The sequence below is a fragment of the Mariniflexile gromovii genome, assembly GCF_017814435.1.
GTDB lineage: Bacteria > Bacteroidota > Bacteroidia > Flavobacteriales > Flavobacteriaceae > Mariniflexile > Mariniflexile gromovii.
Genome location: NZ_JAGJCB010000013.1, coordinates 87,538 through 106,118 on the forward strand (window position 1 = coordinate 87,538; position 18,581 = coordinate 106,118).

Annotated in this window: 17 protein-coding genes; 9 read left to right on the forward strand and 8 right to left on the reverse strand. The window is 35.3% G+C overall.

The window, feature by feature from the left end; genetic code table 11:
- Positions 1-65: 65 nt before the first annotated feature.
- Genes J8H85_RS13250 through J8H85_RS13260 form a run of 3 tightly spaced genes read left to right on the forward strand, consistent with a single transcriptional unit; the run spans position 66 to position 1,859 of the window.
- Complete coding sequence (locus tag J8H85_RS13250) at positions 66-590, forward strand: hypothetical protein (RefSeq protein ID WP_209655689.1); 525 nt, start codon at positions 66-68, stop codon at positions 588-590.
- Positions 591-597: 7 nt separating this feature from the next.
- Complete coding sequence (locus tag J8H85_RS13255) at positions 598-1,065, forward strand: hypothetical protein (protein WP_209655690.1); 468 nt, start codon at positions 598-600, stop codon at positions 1,063-1,065.
- Between the two features lie 14 nt (positions 1,066-1,079).
- Entirely contained in the window at positions 1,080-1,859 is a 780-nt protein-coding gene (locus J8H85_RS13260) for an amidohydrolase (RefSeq protein ID WP_209655691.1), read from the forward strand.
- On the opposite strand, the gene J8H85_RS13265 is transcribed toward J8H85_RS13260, so the two are convergent.
- Complete coding sequence (locus J8H85_RS13265) at positions 1,846-3,453, reverse strand: Ig-like domain-containing protein (RefSeq protein WP_209655692.1); 1,608 nt, start codon at positions 3,451-3,453, stop codon at positions 1,846-1,848. The two genes, J8H85_RS13260 and J8H85_RS13265, sit on opposite strands and share 14 nt — an antisense overlap.
- Before the next feature lie 58 nt (positions 3,454-3,511).
- Positions 3,512-4,189 (reverse strand): ComF family protein, encoded by a 678-nt coding sequence (locus J8H85_RS13270; protein WP_209655725.1) that lies wholly within the window; start codon positions 4,187-4,189, stop codon positions 3,512-3,514.
- A 245-nt stretch (positions 4,190-4,434) separates the two neighbouring features.
- Here J8H85_RS13270 and J8H85_RS13275 point away from each other — a divergent pair, with 245 nt between their 5' ends.
- Positions 4,435-5,976, forward strand: coding sequence for a glycine--tRNA ligase (locus tag J8H85_RS13275; protein WP_209655693.1), 1,542 nt, complete (start codon positions 4,435-4,437; stop codon positions 5,974-5,976).
- A 93-nt stretch (positions 5,977-6,069) separates the two neighbouring features.
- Here J8H85_RS13275 and J8H85_RS13280 read toward each other — a convergent pair whose 3' ends face one another.
- Positions 6,070-6,987 carry a tetratricopeptide repeat protein gene (locus tag J8H85_RS13280; RefSeq protein WP_209655694.1) on the reverse strand — a complete coding sequence of 306 codons (918 nt, stop codon included), beginning with the start codon at positions 6,985-6,987 and terminating at the stop codon, positions 6,070-6,072.
- 234 nt (positions 6,988-7,221) lie between these two features.
- Here J8H85_RS13280 and J8H85_RS13285 point away from each other — a divergent pair, with 234 nt between their 5' ends.
- Both J8H85_RS13285 and pckA read left to right on the forward strand, forming a co-directional pair.
- Positions 7,222-7,608, forward strand: coding sequence for a DUF423 domain-containing protein (locus J8H85_RS13285; RefSeq protein WP_209655695.1), 387 nt, complete (start codon positions 7,222-7,224; stop codon positions 7,606-7,608).
- A gap of 61 nt (positions 7,609-7,669) precedes the next feature.
- Positions 7,670-9,286, forward strand: coding sequence for a phosphoenolpyruvate carboxykinase (ATP) (pckA, locus tag J8H85_RS13290; protein ID WP_209655696.1), 1,617 nt, complete (start codon positions 7,670-7,672; stop codon positions 9,284-9,286).
- 149 nt (positions 9,287-9,435) lie between these two features.
- Here the strand turns inward: pckA and J8H85_RS13295 are convergent, their stop codons facing one another.
- From J8H85_RS13295 to J8H85_RS13310, 4 genes are all read right to left on the reverse strand, one after another.
- Positions 9,436-12,300, reverse strand: coding sequence for a BspA family leucine-rich repeat surface protein (locus J8H85_RS13295; RefSeq protein ID WP_209655697.1), 2,865 nt, complete (start codon positions 12,298-12,300; stop codon positions 9,436-9,438).
- A 313-nt stretch (positions 12,301-12,613) separates the two neighbouring features.
- A complete protein-coding gene (locus tag J8H85_RS13300; RefSeq protein ID WP_209655698.1) occupies positions 12,614-13,063 on the reverse strand; it encodes a hypothetical protein in 450 nt (149 codons plus the stop codon).
- A 187-nt stretch (positions 13,064-13,250) separates the two neighbouring features.
- Complete coding sequence (locus tag J8H85_RS13305; protein ID WP_209655699.1) at positions 13,251-14,000, reverse strand: uroporphyrinogen-III synthase; 750 nt, start codon at positions 13,998-14,000, stop codon at positions 13,251-13,253.
- A gap of 22 nt (positions 14,001-14,022) precedes the next feature.
- Entirely contained in the window at positions 14,023-14,670 is a 648-nt protein-coding gene (locus J8H85_RS13310; RefSeq protein WP_209655700.1) for a DUF4271 domain-containing protein, read from the reverse strand.
- A 118-nt stretch (positions 14,671-14,788) separates the two neighbouring features.
- Between J8H85_RS13310 and J8H85_RS13315 the strand changes: the two genes are divergently transcribed.
- The 3 genes from J8H85_RS13315 (at position 14,789) to J8H85_RS13325 (ending at position 17,465) form a co-directional block, all read left to right on the forward strand.
- Positions 14,789-15,511, forward strand: coding sequence for a polyprenol monophosphomannose synthase (locus tag J8H85_RS13315; protein ID WP_209655701.1), 723 nt, complete (start codon positions 14,789-14,791; stop codon positions 15,509-15,511).
- A gap of 95 nt (positions 15,512-15,606) precedes the next feature.
- Positions 15,607-16,956, forward strand: coding sequence for a dihydroorotase (locus tag J8H85_RS13320; protein ID WP_209655702.1), 1,350 nt, complete (start codon positions 15,607-15,609; stop codon positions 16,954-16,956).
- Positions 16,953-17,465 carry a DUF4296 domain-containing protein gene (locus tag J8H85_RS13325; protein WP_209655703.1) on the forward strand — a complete coding sequence of 171 codons (513 nt, stop codon included), beginning with the start codon at positions 16,953-16,955 and terminating at the stop codon, positions 17,463-17,465. Before J8H85_RS13320 ends, J8H85_RS13325 begins: the two co-directional genes overlap by 4 nt.
- Here the strand turns inward: J8H85_RS13325 and J8H85_RS13330 are convergent.
- Positions 17,443-18,507, reverse strand: a complete 1,065-nt coding sequence (locus J8H85_RS13330) for an NAD-dependent epimerase/dehydratase family protein (protein WP_317195006.1) — start codon at positions 18,505-18,507, stop codon at positions 17,443-17,445. The two genes, J8H85_RS13325 and J8H85_RS13330, sit on opposite strands and share 23 nt — an antisense overlap.
- Positions 18,508-18,581 lie beyond the last annotated feature (74 nt).

Sequence of the window (18,581 nt, forward strand, 5' to 3'; positions counted from 1 at the left end):
GTCTTAATATTAGTGACTTTTTCTAGTTCTATCAGTCTAAACTATTAGAACTGTAAAAGGAAAATATGAAATTGAAAAGAATAATACCAATATTGACTTTAGGACTTTTAATGGCTTGCGGAAGCAGTGAAAAGGTCATTATGGAAGATGGAAAAGTTTATGAGATTAAAGGCAGCAAGTTTTTTAATAATGGCACAAATGTTACCGAGCAGTTAACAGCCAACGAAAAGGAAATTATAAAAACGAATTTGCAAAAGCGTTTGGAGGCAGAGAAAATTGCCAATGAAAAACAAGAAACCATTGAAGCTGAACAACAACGCCTTGAAACCATACAAGAAGAAGCAAAAAGAAAGCAAAAAGAATTAGAAAAAGAGCAAGAGCTTTTGGAAGAAAAACTGGAAGCTAAAGAAGATGCTCGTAAAGATTTTTTAAAAGCTAAAGAACGTTTACAGAGCAAACAAGAGAAATATCAAAGGCTAAAAGAGAAAGGAAAGCTATCGCCATTGGATGAAGAAAAATGGAAAGCCCGATTTTTAGATTTAGAAGCTGATATAGAAGAAGCCAATCAAATACTTAAAAACTTAAAATAAAACAGCAATGAAAATTTTTACCACTATTTTATTATTTATATTTTGCATTAGTTTAAATGCACAAGAAGTTAATTTTAAAGATACTACTTATAAAATTAAGGGAAAAACCATTTTGCAGGATGGGGTAGATGTAACAACAACACTTTCGGTTGAAGACCAAGCAGGTGTTTGGGAGGCATTTAATAAGCAAAAAGCATTGGATAAAGAACGAGAAGCAGCTGAAAAAGCCATAAAAAAGGCTGAAAAAGAACAAAAAGCCGCAGAAAAGAAGCAGAAAAAAGCCGAAAAAGAATTAAAAGCCAAAGAAAAAGCACAGTCTAAATTTGAAGATGCAAATGATGATTATAAAAAAGCTGTTGCTAAATACGAAAAGCTAAGTAAGAAAGGAAAATTATCTCCTAACGATGAAGCAAAATGGCTTGAAAAAATACAAGACTTAAAAGAAGACATCGAAAAAGCAAAACGCAAGCTTTAGTTTTTAGTTAAAATATGCAAGACCAACTTAAAGTAGCCTTAATACAGTCCAATTTGGTTTGGGAAAACCCGAAGCAAAACCGAAAAAACTTTGAGGAAAAAATGGAAAGTATTTCCAATGGGGTAGATGTTATTGTATTGCCCGAAATGTTTTCAACAGGGTTTACAATGAAACCTGAGCAGGTAGCAGAAACCATGGATGGGAAAACGGTTGTTTGGATGCAAAACCAAGCTTTAAAAACAGGTGCAGCCATTGTAGGGAGTCTAGTTATTTCGGAAGCTGGAAATTATTATAACAGACTGCTTTTTGTAGAACCTTCAGGTAATATTACAATTTACGATAAAAGGCATACGTTCACCTTGGCAGGAGAAGATAAAGTTTATACGGCCGGCAAGCAAAAAGTTATTATAGACTACAAAGGTTGGAAAATTTGCCCCATGGTTTGTTACGATTTGCGTTTTCCCGTTTGGGCAAGAAACGTAGAGAATTACGATGTATTATTGTATGTGGCCAATTGGCCAAAAGCAAGAATTTTAGCTTGGGATACCTTATTGAAAGCGCGCGCCATAGAGAATATGAGTTACGTTGTGGGTGTAAACCGAGTTGGTTTAGATGGAACACAAATTGAATACTCAGGAAATTCGGCCGTGTATGATGTGTTGGGTACAGATATTTCTGCTATAAGACCTAATAAAGAACAAATTGATGTGGTTAGTTTAGAGCGCAACCACATCAATTTTTACCGTAATAAACTCAAGTTTTTAGACGATAAAGACGCTTTTAGTCTGAAATAAACTCCAAAGTTTCGGGGTAACCCCAATCGGCACGCACTTCTATTTCTTTAAAGTGGCTAACCCGCTCGGGCTGTATTTTTTTAAGATAGCTACCCGAATCATATCTGCCATTGCCATTAGCATCGTGTATAACTCTTATGTAATAGGTGCTGGGTTGCAAGTTTAAAAAATCTACAGTTTCTGGTTTTGTCGTGTGCCTTTCGGCTTTTACCTCGCCTTTTTCAGTAGTTAGTTGTATGATAAGTGGATAATTGGCATTCACCAAAGTGAAACGCACAAAACCAAAATCGGAAGCTTTGCGTGTGCTTAAACTAAAATTTAAAGTATCGTTTTTATTGTCAAAAAAATCAGTGAAAGCTTCGGGCAATATCCGCATTTTATAATTGTTTTCATCTGTTTTTTTAAAGTTGAACACATAGGTATTGTTAATAGAATCAAGAACGGTGGTAAAATCAACCTTAGTAGAGTCTTTATTAATAAGATTTACTTTTGAAGCATCAAAATGAACAAAAGGAATGCTTCCCCGTATTTTAAAAGGTTCTTCCACGCCAATAGATCCAGAAGGCGTCCCATTAATGGTTAACGAATCTTTTTTCTGTTTTCTAATTTTTACAGTGTAATCTTTATCAAAATTGGTGTTAGTTACGTTTAAAATAAGCGAATCCACTTCTAGTTTGGGCTTGTACCAATAATAAAGCGTATCCGTTTTTGCATCTTTGGTAATGCGAGCATTAAAATCGGCAGGAATTTCAGATCTAACGTTCACCTTCATTTTACTAAAATCGCCTTCATAACCAATAGCTATTTTTTGGGTAGCAGCTATTTGTGGTCTGTTGGCTTTAAAATCCAGTTCTTCTTTAAATAATCTAAGGGTATAGCTGGAGTCGGTAGGAACCGTGATAAAACTTTTATAATAACCTATTTGATCTGTTTTTTGCTGAAATTTATTATCACCATTGCCATCTTTCAACGCCATAAGCATATACTTTCCTGCTTTAATATTGTCAATGGAAAACGTGGTAACACTATCTAAAGTATTGGTAATGTATTTTGGTTTTTCTTTGTAAATAATAGAATCGGTAAAGGTGGAGTCTACCTCATAAAGTGCTACATTTACAAAGGTTTCAGGCTGTCTTTTTAAGGCATCTACAATATTTCCTTTTACACTTAGCGAATCAATATAACTCCCTGTGGAAAACACATATCTGTAATACGGGAACGGATTTCCTTCGTTGTTATCGGTAATACTATTCCCAAAATTGAAAGCATAGGTTGTGTTTGGTTGTAGCGTATCAAAAATTTTAATGGTAATGTATTTGCTGGCACCACCAAGCGGCGTAATTTCGGGTTGGGTGTTCATGGGTGGCGAAATAATAAGCTGTTTCTGTACATCTTTTATTTTTACATACTCATCAAAATAAATTTTAATAACCTTCGCATTAAAGTTTGTATTAAAATTTTTTGGAATCTCATTTACAATTCTAGGAGGTGTTTCGTCTTTTGGTCCACCTTCGGGTGTCCCTCTATTGGCACAGTTTACAAAAACAAGGCCTAAAAAAATCAATAAAATAAAACTTGTAAGGGTTTTGTTCATCGCCAATTTTAAATTTTGTACAAACCTACATAATTTTAAAGATATAACGGTTAACTCTTTAGGCTATTGCTATGGTAGCAACACTTATTTTTATGTTTTTTGCATGGTTCAATATGCTTATGCAAGCTTCTAAAGTAGCGCCTGTGGTAATAATATCATCAACCAGTAAAATATGTTTGTTTTCTATGGATTCGGGGTTTTTTATAGCAAACAATTCATCGGTATTGCTCCAACGTGCCAACCTACTTTTAATGGTTTGAGATTGGGTGTTGGTCACTTTTACAAGCACATCATCTACATATTGGGCATCCAAAGCTTTGGCAATTTGTTGCCCAAATTTGGCAACCTGGTTGTAACCCCGCTTTTTAAGCTTCTTTTTATGCAACGGCACAGGAACAACCATGTCAATAGATTGGTAAGCATCCAAAGTTTTTAGTTCACCACCAAGCCAATTTCCTAAGGTATATCCAATAGTTTCATAGCCTTTGTACTTCAAATTATGTACAAGTTGCTGTACCAATCCCTTTTTTTCAAACCTAAAAAGCGCCGTACCGTTTTCAATTTCAGCACGTCCATAAAGCACTTTTTTAACCGCATCATCACCGTCCAAATGAAAATTGGTAACGGGCAAATCATGCCTGCAATTCACACAAATCGTATCTTCATGGTCGTGCAATAAGTTAAGGCAAGCATAACATACTTTTGGGAATAGCAAATCGATTACAGGTTTAAGCATAAAATAAATAATTATTGTTTGGGCGTTACCACAAGGGTCGGGCTTTCCGCTATATCTTTTGTTTTTTTTCATTCCAATAAAAGAAGGAATTCATCATATAAATATTGTCAGCCAAAGCGCATTTTTATGTGTAAAAAACAAAAGGATGCCGCTTCAATCCCTAACGCATTTAAAAATAAGCAAATTCATAGGTAATTTTTACTAAAGAACGCATTTAGTTTGGTGCGGTTTTTTATTTTTGCACCATGGCAAATAACGACGATCAATTTAAAAAAGTAATCTCTCACGCAAAGGAGTATGGTTACGTGTTTCAAAGTAGTGAAATCTACGATGGATTAAGTGCAGTTTACGACTACGCACAAAATGGTGCAGAACTAAAGAAAAACATTCGCGACTACTGGTGGAAAGCCATGGTGCAAATGAACGATAATATTGTAGGTATAGATGCAGCCATTTTTATGCATCCTACCACTTGGAAAGCTTCAGGGCACGTTGATGCGTTTAACGACCCGTTAATTGACAATAAAGATTCCAAAAAACGCTACAGAGCCGATGTGTTAATAGAAGACTATTGCGCTAAAATTGAAGCAAAAATTGATAAAGAAGTTGAAAAAGCTGCCAAACGTTTTGGTGATGCTTTCAATAAAGAAGAATTTGTTACAACAAACACCCGTGTTGTAGCATATCAAGAAAAAATAAATGCAACGCTTTCGCGTATGGCAAAATCCTTGGAAAACGAAGATTTAGCCGATGTTAAAGCTTTAATAGAAGAACTGGAAATTGCCGACCCACTTACAGGTTCTAGAAACTGGACCGATGTAAAGCAATTCAATTTGATGTTCGGAACAAAACTAGGAGCATCTGCTGAAAACGCGATGGATTTATACCTGCGCCCTGAAACGGCTCAAGGTATTTTTGTTAACTTTTTAAACGTTCAAAAAACAAGCCGTTTAAAAATTCCTTTCGGCATTGCACAAACCGGTAAAGCCTTTAGAAATGAAATTGTGGCGAGACAATTTATTTTCAGAATGCGTGAGTTTGAACAAATGGAAATGCAGTTTTTCATCAAACCAGGAACCCAAAAAGAATGGTTTGAGCACTGGAAAGAAACCAGAATGAAATGGCATTTAAGCTTGGGCATGGGAACTGATAATTATCGTTTTCACGACCACGAAAAATTAGCACATTACGCGGATGCCGCTACCGATATTGAGTTTAAATTTCCATTCGGGTTTAAAGAATTGGAAGGGATTCACTCTAGAACCGATTTCGATTTATCGCAACACGAAAAATATTCAGGTAAAAAATTACAGTATTTTGACCATGAAGACAATGCGAGTTACACCCCATATGTATTAGAAACGTCTATTGGTTTAGACCGTATGTTTTTAGCGGTTTTCTCAAACTCTTTGGTTGAAGAGGAGTTAGAAAACAACACCACACGTACCGTTTTAAAATTACCAGCAGTTTTAGCGCCAATTAAGGCTGCCGTATTGCCATTGGTTAAAAAGGATGGTTTACCGGAAATAGCCAAACAAATTGTAGATGATTTGAAATGGGATTTCAACGTAGACTATGATGAAAAAGATGCCGTAGGGCGTCGTTACAGAAGGCAAGATGCCAACGGAACACCGTTTTGTATTACTGTAGACCACGATACTTTAGAAAACAACACCGTTACCATTCGTCATAGAGACTCCATGGAGCAAGAACGTGTGAAAATTGAAGATTTAAGAGATATTATCAAGCAAGAAGTGGATGTACGCTCTTGGTTAATGAAAATGTAATCAATTCCCGCGAAGGTGGGAATCTCATAATATAAAAACCCAAGCATAATTTGTTTGGGTTTTTTGTTATGAACATATTTGTATGTCAATCAATCAGTTGTTAATTGAGCTTATGCTCTTCAGAATTTTTATTGCGTTTTCATTATTTGGGTTTAGCCCAATTGATTTTTTGTAATTTTCAATGGCAGCTTCTTTATTTCCCATTTTTAAAAGACATTCCGCGTAACTATCATAGGTGTTGAAGGCGTTAGGGTATAATTTAATGTTAAGTTTAAATATCTTTAATGCATCTTCATCCTTTTGTTTCTTCATTAGTGCATAGCCAAAGCTATTTAGTCCTTTTTCTGAAATGTCATGTATTGGGTCGTTCTTGTCTTCATTTTCAATAATTTCAATAATACTTTCAATTGATTTACTGTTTATTAGTTCAATCAATTTAGTTCTGTTCATGGCTTTGACTCTTTCTTTTTGTTCTGCTAAAGTAGGAACGCCATATTTTAGTCTTTCATAATCAGAAATTTTCGTTGTATCTATTTCTGCCGATTCCCAAGGTGCATCTGGCCCTTTTCTGTAGTATTGTGTTCCATAAATTTGAGGTTTATCCATACTAAGTAAGTGTCTGTCAATAGCTGCTGCTAAAAGCCATTTGTTTGTAGTTGAATCTAAGTCAACAGATTTTTTCATAAATTCTACTGCCATGCGATAATGGGTTGAATCTAAACCGTGTTGGAAAATCATAGCAGCATTTTTATAATCTAAAGAGGTGCGGACTTTGTTTGAATCTAATAATTGAATAACTCTAATCCTTCTTAAACTATCATTCTTACCTAATAATTCCCAATCTACATCGTCATAATTTCCACTTCTGTCTAATTGGTCTTTTTTGTATATTTCAATTAATTCTAAGTTGTCGCTAAACGCTTCTGCTGAATTGAATGTTTGTTTTTTAGTTTTGCAAGAGATGGTAATTATAATAATTGAAATAATGGCTATTTGTTTCGATATTTTCATTTGCTTGCCTTATAATGTTGAAATATAAATGTAGTAATTTAGTTTCAAACTAAAACTAAAAATACTACAATATTATTTCAGAGTAGATTTCGATTAAAAGTGAAATAATAAATATGTTGCTTTGAGAGTGGATTTTCCACAACCAACAATCAAAATCTTTCGCATAGTGGGATTTGTTAAGTAATTTTGTAAGAACTCAATGAATGAAAGGTATTTATTAAACAACATGCAACTATGAACAAAGCAATATTAATTACAGCCTCAGTTTTAGGAATCACAAGTGTTATTTTAGGGGCGTTTGGTGCACATGGCTTGAAAGAATTAATCACTCCAGAAGCACAACAAACTTTTGAGACAGGGGTGCGCTACCAAATGTATCATGCCATTTTGCTGTTGTTTGTGGGCACTACGGTGCATGTGAGGCTTAAATTCAAAAAGCAAATTTATTTCTTTACATTGATAGGCATCGTGTTGTTTTCGGGATCCATATATGGGTTGGCAACAAATGCATTAACCACCTTCGATTTTAAAATCATAGGGTTTATAACACCCATTGGCGGATTGCTTCTAATAATTTCATGGACACTCCTATTTGTTAATTTCTTAAAAATGAAACATTAGAATAAGAAAAATTTAAAAATATTATTATATTTTTGCATTAAACATAATTTAACTACGTGTTATGATAAACAATGACCAGATTACGAAGACGATTTCGTTGGAAAAATATGGAATAAAAAATGCAAAAATTAACTATCAATTATCGCCAGAACAACTTCATGATATTGCTATAGAAAAAGGTCAAGGTGTTGAGGCATCTTCAGGCGCTTTAGCAGTTAATACAGGTGAATTTACAGGACGTTCCCCAAAAGACCGATTTATTGTTGAAGATGCCATTACCAAAGACAAAGTTTGGTGGGGCAATATCAACATCCCTTTCGATGCCGATAAGTTTGATGCTTTATATAATAAAGTGGCAGATTATTTATCAAACAAAGAAATTTTTGTGCGCGATTGTTATGCCTGTGCCGATGAAGATTACAGATTAAACATTCGTGTTATTAACGAATATCCTTGGAGCAACCAATTTGCATACAACATGTTTTTGCGCCCAACGGATGAGGAGTTAAAAAACTTCGAATCGGAATGGACCGTGGTAAACGCACCTGGGTTTATGGCAAATCCAGAGGTTGATGGAACACGCCAACATAATTTCGCTATTTTAAACTTCACTAAAAAAATAGCGCTTATTGGCGGCACGGGTTATACCGGTGAAATTAAAAAAGGTATTTTTTCCGCATTGAATTTTATCCTGCCCGTATATAAAAACACCTTGCCCATGCATTGCAGTGCCAATGTGGGGAAAGATGGCGATACGGCTATTTTCTTCGGGTTATCTGGTACAGGAAAAACAACCCTTTCTACCGACCCCAATAGAAGTTTGATTGGTGATGATGAGCATGGTTGGACTGCCGAAAATACCGTTTTCAATTTTGAAGGCGGATGTTATGCCAAAGTGATCAATCTTTCAAAAGATAACGAACCTGAAATTTATGATGCCATTAAAAAAGGCGCCATTCTTGAAAATGTTATTTTAGATGAAAAGGGCAACGTTAAGTTTGAAGATACTTCCATTACACAGAATACAAGGGTGAGTTATCCTATAAATCATATCGAGAATATTCAAATACCTTCCATTGGGAAGAACCCAAAAAACATTTTCTTTTTAACAGCCGATGCTTTTGGGGTATTGCCTCCCATTTCAAAGTTAACGCCAAGTCAGGCAGCCTATCATTTTATTTCGGGTTATACCGCCAAAGTAGCAGGAACCGAAGCGGGAGTTTTAGAGCCAACACCTAATTTTTCGGCGTGTTTTGGAGCGCCTTTTATGCCCTTGCATCCTGCGAAATATGCGGAAATGTTAAGTAATAAAATGATAGAGTCTGGTGTAAATGTGTGGTTGGTAAATACGGGATGGACAGGTGGTCCTTACGGCGTAGGGACTCGAATGAAATTAAAATATACCCGAGCCATGATTAATGCGGTGCTGAATGGCGATTTAGGTTTGTATAATTATGATGATTATCACATCCATTCCGTATTTGGCGTGGCGCAACCAAGAGAATGCCCAGGCGTTCCAACCAGTGTGTTAAGCCCAAGAGCCACATGGAACGATGATGAAGCCTATTATACCACAGCCTTTAAACTTACCAATGCATTTCGTGAAAATTTCAGGAAATTTGAAGCTTATGCCAGTGAGGAAATAAGACGAGGCGGACCGCAACGTTATGCCTTTTAAAACATAAAGGATCTATCTGAAAAGTGTGTTTTTTCGTCATTGCGAGGTACGAAGCAATCTCTTCAGGCTAACTTCAATTTGAAAGATTACGTTGTCGTGCCTCCTCGTTATGACGACTAATTTTAACTTTTTAGAAAGCTTCGTGGCACCTATCTAACCAAGCTAAAATGCCCCTTTAGGGTTCTGCCATCGTTATAGGTTATAAAATACCAATAATCGTTCACGGGCATTGACTTTCCATTAAAATTTCCGTCCCAACCTTCAGAGATTTCGTTTATGGTCTTTATCAATTTTCCGTAGCGATCAAAAATATGCACGCTCAGGATGTTGTCCAATGGGTTGGGTACCGTCCAAATATCGTTCCTACCGTCGTTATTTGGGGTAAAGAATTTAGGGAAAGCGTTTTTTTCATTTCCGTTTACAAACATTTCCGTTGTAAAGTATTCTTCGGAGCAATCCGTAGCATCGCCATCTAAATTGTACGGGATGATACGTACATACACCACCGTGTTTTCGGGTAAATGTGTTGGAAAACTGTAACCGGTCGTATTGCCAACATCCAAGGTATTCAATATGTCAGAACCTCCCGAAGTTGTCCCAACGCTCAATGTGTAACCAGTGGTATCTGCAGCAGGGTTCCAAGTCAAAGAGGTATTAACGGGTACATTGGTAGCACCCGATAACGGAGCGGATAGCATGGTGCAGCTTGGTAAAACGATAAAGCTTTCGGTGGTAAAGGAAGCTTCTGTACAATCATCAAGTTCGTTCTGTGTATTGTACGGTATTATCCGCACATAAATAGTGGTGTGTTCGGGCAAATCGTCGGGTAAGTTGTAAATGGTTTTGTTGCCCACATCAAAAGCATTTAAAATATCGGTACCTCCCGGAACGGTTCCCACGCTTAATTTATAGCCTTTGGCATTGGGGGCAAAATCCCAAGAAATGTTGGTGCCAACAGGTACGTTGGTGGCGTTTGGCAAAGGCAACAACAGGGTAGTACATGCCAATTGTGGCGCTATGGATAGTTTAAATGCCTGCTCTTCGGCACAGCCTGCAATTTCCTTGTCAAAAATATAAAGCGTAACGGGGTATGCGCTGAAGTCCTCAAAAAGGATGATATCACCAGCCTTATAAGCCTTTCCTTTTCCGTTGGGCTGTGTATAATACTGTTCGCTTCCCGAAAGGCCATATCCGGTAATGGGGGGCAGTGTATAGCTGCCGGTTGCAAACTGCCAACTTAGAGTGTTTATGTAAAAAGCGGCGCTCCCACCATCGGTAATTGTCCAATTATCGGTTGGTCTTGAAAAATCCCGAGTCCAATTGCCGCTGCTCATCATGTTTTCCCTAGCGGCGGTTCCTGCGCAATACTTGCTGTTGCCCCCATGAAAATTAACATTGTGCTGTAAATCAATCTTGTCCCAACCAATAAGTAGGGCATCGTAATTGGCAATGGATAGGGTAACCCCAGCAAACATATTTGCCATATTGGTAACGTTTATAACGTTCCAGCGGCCTAGGTTTTGGTCAAAAGAAATGGCGTTGGCGAACATACTTTCCATAGTAACAACATTGGTTACGTTCCAGTTGCCAATGTCCTGGTTAAAGGACGTAGCATTGGCGAACATATCTGTCATGTCTATAACATTCCCCACGTTCCAATTGCCTATATTTTGGTTAAAGGAAGTGGCTCCCGAAAACATATTCAACATTAAAGTAACATTGCCCATGTTCCACCTGCCAATATCCTGGTTGAATGAGGTAGCGTTTGTAAACATACTGTGCATGGAGATTATATTGCTAACGTTCCATTGGCTAATATCTTGATTGAAGGATGTAGCTCCAGAAAACATGGCGTTTAGATTGTTTACATTTCCAACATCCCAAAAACCAATGTCTTGATTGAATGCTTCTGCTCCAAAAAACATCATGGTCATATTAGTTACATTGGCGACATCCCAAATGCCGATATCCTGATTGAATGAGTCAGCATCTGCAAACATACCAAACATATCAACTACTTTACTCACGTCCCAACTACCAATGTCTTGATTAAATGATTTTCCTCCTGCAAACATTTCTTGCATATAGACCACATTGCTTGTGTCCCAACCGCTTATATCTTGATTAAATGTCATAGGGTAAATATTGGCTGGGGTAGGTGGTACAAACATCCCGCTTGAAAACATCGCATACATGTTAGTTACTTTGCTTACATCCCAACCACCAATATCTTGATTGAATGATATAGCTCCAAAAAACATCCCAGACATATTGGTAACCTTGCTTACATCCCAATCACCTATATATTGGTTAAATGAAGTGGCATTGGAAAACATCCAACTCATATTAGTCACATTACTGACATCCCAACGACCAATATCTTGATTAAAGAATGACTTAGTAGGGTATTCAAAATAAAACATTTCGGACATGTCGGTTACATTGCTCACATCCCAACCGCCAATATCCTGATTGAAATTTGTGGCATACGAAAACAATCCGGACATGTTGGTAATGTTGCTTACATCCCAATTATCAATATAAGAATTGAACTTAATGGCGCCAAAAAACATACGCTGCATGCTTTTTACATTGCTTAGGTTTGGCGTATCGGTAAAGTTGCCCTGTAAATTACGGCACCCTGCAAAAGCGTTTTCCATAGAGGCCCAAGCATTGTTTCCCCATTGTTCTATGGTCAATAGTTTGTCCTTATCGCCTAGATCAAAAAAATAAATCCTGGGGAAGGTGCCTGTAATGCTTACCGTGTAAGTGCCTGGTGTTGCATAGGTATGGGTAGCACGACCTGTATGGGTAGTTATGTTGCCATCGCCCCAATCTACCGTGTAGTTGTAGGTTTCAGTAGCAAAGGTTGGTATAATGATTTGGTTATTGGCAGATTCTCCGGGGTTGTCTGTTTTCCAAGTGGTAATGAATGGCGTGGTGCCACCATAGGTTTTTGTGACTAAAAAAAAGAAAGTCAAAAAAAGAAAACAGAAAACACCTCTTTTGTACATTTTGATTTAACGTCTTTTAATCAAAGATTAATGTTGGATAATATTATAAAAAAAAGTGGTTGGTTGTAGTGTATTGAATTAAATAACTATAAAAAAATTCTTTATAAGTTCCATCAAGGATAGGTGTAGTGATATCGATACATATTCCTTTCTTCAAAATTTTTTAAATTAAATAATAGAATAAATAAAATTTATGTGAAACGTATATGAGAAAGCCATAGGCTAGAAAGGCTAGGTATTCTATGTGTGTTTCTAAAAATAATAGCCATATGGAAAAGAATATGGCTATTGTTTTTAAGTTGCAAATATTATATTAGTTTCCAGTGTAACTAATATAATATTTGGCACTTGCAGTTGCCATATTACTTGAATCGTAAAGTTCTAAATTAAAAGATAGATTAGATCCATTTTGTATGGTAATAGTTTTTGTTACAGTTTGTACGGGACCATAGGACCATTCTCCATTCAAATAATTTCCTCCTTCTATATAATTGTAATTATAGTCATCATACACATAACTATAGCATTCAGCATCAGGATCACTAAGAGTAGTTTCGATTTTAATTGTGACAGTAATAGTTGACGCCCCTGAGGCATTTATGCCAATCAAATATTGTTCAGGGTCAACAGACCAGTAAGGATGATCTCCTGTAATAGAGCTTTCAACGATAAGTGTTTCAGACATAGAAGGGGCATAAAAGAATTCGTCAACAGGTCTGCTAGATTGTGCATAAATATTAACTCCTGTAAAGAGCGATAACACTAGAAATGCAAATAATTTTTTCATAATTTTAAAGGTTTAGATTAATATATAATTTTTATAAACTTACAAAAACAGTAAGTATAAGATTATAGATTAATAACCAAAATCTATAAATTAAAGTTCTTTTTATAATAAAAAAAAGCCCGATTTCTTTAAATCGGGCTTTTGATATAAATCTTAATGAAGCTTATTTAGCTTTATTTACTTTTTCAATATATTTTTCTAAGGCCATCGTCATAGATGGTGTTTCAGGTGTAGGAGCAGCAATATCAATACGTAATCCTTTTTCTTCAGCAGCTTTAATTGTGGTATCTCCAAATACAGCTATACGTGTGTCGTTTTGTTTGAAATCTGGAAAATTATGGAACAAAGAATCAATTCCCGAAGGGCTGAAGAATACTAAAATATCATAATATACATCAGCTAAATCGGAAAGATCGCTAATTACGGTTTTGTAAAAAATAGCTTGTTTCCAATCTACACCCAAAGCATTTAAAGTATCTGGCACTTCATCCTTAACTTTATCGGTATTTGGCATTAAGAATTTCTCGTCTTTATATTTTTTGATTAAGGGAGATAATTCAGAAAATGAACGCTTGCCAACATAAATTTTGCGTTTTCTGTATACCACATATTTTTGAAGATAAAAAGCAACAGCTTCCGATTGACAAAAATATTTCATGGTATCGGGCACTTTAAAGCGCATTTCTTCAGCAACTCTAAAAAAGTGGTCTATAGCATTTCTACTGGTTAAAATAATAGCAGTATAATTATTTAGGTCTACTTTCTGTTGTCTGATTTCTTTTGCAGAAACGCCTTCAACGTGAATGAATGGCCTAAAATCTATTTTTACTTTTTGTTTTTCTATTAAATCGAAGTAAGGCGAGTTTTCTATTTTAGGTTCAGGTTGAGATACTAAAACGGTTTTCACTTTCATAGGCGCAAGATGGTTAATTCTTCTATTTTGAAATAATTACCTTGTATAAAATGATACACGGTGCGATTTCAAGTGCGCAAAGATATAAAATAAAATAAAAAAAGTTGTATTTAATTAAACTTTGATGTGCTTTAAACGAAGTAAATAGGCCTATAAAGATTACAATAACCAATAAAATAACAATTACGTAAAAAAAGGTTAATGTTGGACCAAAACTAAACAGTAATAAGGCGTTAATAGGTATGAGTACAATGCCCAAATAGTTTTTGTAACTTATTTTTTGAAAGAGGTATTGGTCTATCATAGAATCCATTTCAAAAAGACTGCCTATAAGGCGCTCAACAAACACTTTTATTAGAATGAATACACAAATGCCAAATGAAATTTTAAACATGGTATCAGGCGAAATGGTATTAGTGTTTGTGAAAAACTTAAAGCTTATAAAACAAAAAAGAGATACGGAAATAATAAGGTTGGTAAACAGTAAAGCATCAAACTTGTCGAAAAATTTCTGCTCGCGCGAATAAATTTTAAGATACTTCGAATTACCTAAAACAGCAATAAAATCATTAAAGCGTTTGGGAGATGCTAATTTTGCTGCAGCAACAGTGGCAAGCCCCACTACAAGCAAGATGGTAAAAAAATCGTTTGATATACTTTCCCTTAACATACCGTAAAATTATTATAAATATTTCAGAAGATACTTTAATTATTAAGGAATATTTAAAATAAATAAAACTCTAATAATGTACATTTGCTAAAAATTAATTCATTTTCTTTAAAAACGAATGACTGATACAATTGTTATCATTCCTACATACAATGAAATAGAAAATATTGAAGCTATCATAAAAGCAGTATTTTCTCAATCGGACGATGTACATATTTTGATTGTAGATGATAACTCACCAGATTTAACAGGCTTAAAGGTAAAGGAACTCCAAAAGGAGTTTCCAAAAAGATTGTTTTTAGAGGTTAGAAAAGAGAAATCGGGTTTGGGTACCGCCTATATACATGGGTTTAAATGGTGCTTGAAAAACAAGTATGAATATATTTTTGAAATGGATGCCGATTTTTCGCACAACCCTAATGATTTGGTTAGGTTGCACGATGCATGCCATGTACAAGGTGCCGATTTAGCCATTGGTTCACGCTATGTAACCGGTGTAAATGTGGTAAATTGGCCCATGAGTCGGGTACTTATGTCGTATTTTGCATCGCGCTATGTGCGTGTTATTACGGGAATGAGAATTCACGACACCACCGCTGGTTTTGTATGTTACAAACGTAAGGTATTGGAAACCATTAATTTAAATAAAATTAAATTTATTGGTTACGCCTTTCAAATTGAAATGAAATTTAAAGCCTATTTAAAAGGATTTGAGATAAAAGAAGTGCCTGTAATTTTTACAGATAGAACATTAGGAGAATCAAAATTAAGTTCAGGAATAATATCCGAAGCTATTTTTGGCGTTATTTCCATGAAAATAAAAAGTCTATTTAAAAAGTAGATACGCTTATGAAACATCTGTAACTATGTTTTGATGCATAAGGGAGATTATTATATGGATGAACCATTTGACCTTAAAAATAATAGAACAAGCAAATGAAACCGAAAAAGATACTTATTAAAAACGCTCATATTGTAAATGAAGGGGTTACGTTTAATGGCGATATATTAATTGAAGGAGAATATATTAAAGAAGTTAGCGACTCTATAAGTGCAAAATCTTCAGATGTGCATGTTATTGATGCAGAAGGTAAATATTTGTTGCCAGGAGCAATTGATGACCAAGTGCATTTTAGAGAGCCAGGACTAACCGAAAAGGCAACCATAGAAACTGAAAGTAAAGCAGCCATTGCTGGTGGGATTACCTCGTTTATAGAAATGCCCAATACCAATCCGCAAACAACAACCATTGAAAAATTAGAAGAAAAGTTTGAAATCGCTGCTAAAACATCTTCTGCCAATTACTCGTTTATGTTTGGTGGTACCAACGATAATTTAGAAGAAATTTTAAAGGTCGATTCAAAAAACGTGGCAGGATTGAAACTATTTTTAGGGTCTTCTACAGGCAATATGTTGGTGGACGATACTAAAGTTTTAGAGAAAATCTTTAAAAGTACCAAGTTACTCATTTCTGTGCATTGTGAAGATGAAGCGACAATTAAAAAGAACTTTCAAGAGCATTTAGATAAATTTGGTGAAGATATTCCGGTAAAGTACCATCCTATTATTAGAAGTGAAGAAGCTTGCTATTTATCATCTTCACAAGCTATTAAATTAGCCGAAAAGACAGGGGCAAGACTTCATGTTTTTCATCTTTCAACAGGAAAAGAAACCAGTTTGTTCAGTAATAAAATTCCTTTAAAAGATAAAAAAATTACTGCTGAGGTTTGCATACACCATTTATGGTTTTCAGATGAAGATTACGATAAAAAAGGAACTTTTATTAAATGGAATCCAGCTGTTAAAACAGGAAAAGACAGAGAGAAATTGTGGGAGGCTTTGTTGGACGACCGGATTGATGTGATTGCTACAGACCATGCACCGCATACTATAGAGGAAAAGAAAAACGTTTACACAAAAGCACCATCAGGTGGCCCATTGGTGCAACACGCACTGCCTGCCATGTTGGAAATGCACCATAAGGGTAAAATTTCAATAGAAAAAATTGTTGAAAAAATGTGTCATAACCCCGCTATTTTGTTTCAGGTTGAAAAGCGCGGCTATATAAAAGAAGGTTATTTTGCCGATTTGGTTTTGGTAGATTTAAACAACCCATGGACGGTGAAAAAAGAAAACATTTTATACAAATGTGGTTGGTCGCCGTTTGAAGGAACCACGTTTAAATCCAGAATAACACATACCTTTGTAAATGGTAATTTAGTGTATCAAAATTCTAAATTCAATGATGTGAAAGCTGCTAAGCGATTAACTTTTGATAGGTCATGATGAAAAGACTTCTAATTTCTTTAACTGTTATTTTTCTTGTTGCTGCATGTGGTTTTGGAGGTCCGGAAAAACCTAAAAATCTGATTTCAAAGGAAACCATGGTTAACATTTTAATTGATGCCAGATTAATGGGGTCGGCTACCTTTATCGATAAACAAAAAATGCTTGAACATGGCATTAAGCCAGAGAACTATGTTTTTGAAAAATACGGGATAGATAGTTTGCAATTTGCTTCAAGCAACGCGTACTATGCCTATCATATAAAAGAGTACGAAGAAATTTATAATACTGTTACAGATAGTCTAGAAAGGTTGAAAAAAACTTTAAATGAGCTGAAATTAAAAGAAGAAAAAGAGGAGAAAAAAAGAGTGCAAGATTCTATTGATGCTTTAAAAGTTAAAGATTCATTGGATATAAATAAGATAAAAGATTCTTTAACTACAGGTACATTAAAAAAGCAGATAAAAAAAGACGAAGGCGCCTTAATTAATCCTGTTTCCTATAAGTAGCGCCAATTTCCAAAATAATTTCTTCAATACATTTGAAATTGTAATTTAAAGTTTCTTTAAATTTCTCGCTGCTATAATTTGTTTCAGACATTAACGAAGAGGTCAGGTGTTTCGTTAATTGTCTTCTTTTGCCCGTTAATTTATGGTTTAACCAATCCAATCTCCAACCTAAACTTAATAAAAAAGGACTCGCTAATTTTTTTGGTGGCTTTGCATTTACAGATTGTGCCAAAGTTTGTAAAAAAAGCTTATAAGTCCAATTTTCAGCAACTAAAACAAAGCGTTCGTTTGTAATGTCGCTTTTCATTAATTGTATCATAGCATTTACCACATCGTTAACCCCAATAAGTGCAATGGTACCGGAAGTGTAATATTTTAAGCCGGCATGTGCTCTCTTAAATAAGCTACCAGTACCAAAACGCCAAATACCTGCACCTAAAATTACTCCCGGATTTACAATTACGGCGTTTAAACCTTCTTGGGTACCGCGCCAAACTTCCATTTCGGCACCATACTTGGTAATGGCATATACATTGTTGTCATCTTCTGGATTCCAAATGGTTTCTTCTGTAATGGCTTCATTATGAAGTGTTTTTCCTAATGTAGCAATAGAACTAACATAGCAAAGTTTTTTTATGTTATTTGAAATGCAAAAGTTTACAATATTGGCAGTGCCTTCAATATTTGTTTTCCTTAAAAGTTGGTATTTATCGGGTTCAAAAGATACAAATGCAGCACAGTGGTAAACATAAGTAACGTTTTTAAAAGCTTCGGTTAACGATGGGATGTCTAAAATATCAGCCTGTACCCATTCAATAACTTCAAAAACTTTCATGTAATTGCCGCCATAGGTAGCAAAAACATTTTTTACTTGTTCCAGTTTTCGTTCACTTCTATAAATAGCTCTAACGGTTTCGTTATTACTTGCCAATTTATACAGCAAATGCGAACCTACTAAACCGGTACTTCCTGTTACTAAAATCATGCGCCTAAAATAATAAAAAATAAAGTCGCAGTCTCGGTTTTCAGTATCAGTTTTCATTTGTAAATCTTAAAATCATCTTTGAAACTCTGAATATATGGGCCTTTGATACTTTTTAACCTTAAAACTTTCAA

What these genes read in the sequence shown, in the direction of transcription:
- J8H85_RS13315 (WP_209655701.1), top strand. Translation starts at nt 14,789, where the DNA reads ATGACTGATACAATTGTTATCATTCCTACATACAATGAAATAGAAAAT.
- J8H85_RS13285 (WP_209655695.1), top strand. Translation starts at nt 7,222, where the DNA reads ATGAACAAAGCAATATTAATTACAGCCTCAGTTTTAGGAATCACAAGT.
- J8H85_RS13270 (WP_209655725.1), bottom strand. Translation starts at nt 4,189, where the DNA reads ATGCTTAAACCTGTAATCGATTTGCTATTCCCAAAAGTATGTTATGCT.
- J8H85_RS13280 (WP_209655694.1), bottom strand. Translation starts at nt 6,987, where the DNA reads ATGAAAATATCGAAACAAATAGCCATTATTTCAATTATTATAATTACC.
- J8H85_RS13325 (WP_209655703.1), top strand. Translation starts at nt 16,953, where the DNA reads ATGATGAAAAGACTTCTAATTTCTTTAACTGTTATTTTTCTTGTTGCT.
- pckA (WP_209655696.1), top strand. Translation starts at nt 7,670, where the DNA reads ATGATAAACAATGACCAGATTACGAAGACGATTTCGTTGGAAAAATAT.
- J8H85_RS13310 (WP_209655700.1), bottom strand. Translation starts at nt 14,670, where the DNA reads ATGTTAAGGGAAAGTATATCAAACGATTTTTTTACCATCTTGCTTGTA.
- J8H85_RS13250 (WP_209655689.1), top strand. Translation starts at nt 66, where the DNA reads ATGAAATTGAAAAGAATAATACCAATATTGACTTTAGGACTTTTAATG.
- J8H85_RS13265 (WP_209655692.1), bottom strand. Translation starts at nt 3,453, where the DNA reads ATGAACAAAACCCTTACAAGTTTTATTTTATTGATTTTTTTAGGCCTT.
- J8H85_RS13305 (WP_209655699.1), bottom strand. Translation starts at nt 14,000, where the DNA reads ATGAAAGTGAAAACCGTTTTAGTATCTCAACCTGAACCTAAAATAGAA.
- J8H85_RS13295 (WP_209655697.1), bottom strand. Translation starts at nt 12,300, where the DNA reads ATGTACAAAAGAGGTGTTTTCTGTTTTCTTTTTTTGACTTTCTTTTTT.
- J8H85_RS13255 (WP_209655690.1), top strand. Translation starts at nt 598, where the DNA reads ATGAAAATTTTTACCACTATTTTATTATTTATATTTTGCATTAGTTTA.
- J8H85_RS13260 (WP_209655691.1), top strand. Translation starts at nt 1,080, where the DNA reads ATGCAAGACCAACTTAAAGTAGCCTTAATACAGTCCAATTTGGTTTGG.
- J8H85_RS13330 (WP_317195006.1), bottom strand. Translation starts at nt 18,507, where the DNA reads ATGAAAACTGATACTGAAAACCGAGACTGCGACTTTATTTTTTATTAT.
- J8H85_RS13320 (WP_209655702.1), top strand. Translation starts at nt 15,607, where the DNA reads ATGAAACCGAAAAAGATACTTATTAAAAACGCTCATATTGTAAATGAA.
- J8H85_RS13275 (WP_209655693.1), top strand. Translation starts at nt 4,435, where the DNA reads ATGGCAAATAACGACGATCAATTTAAAAAAGTAATCTCTCACGCAAAG.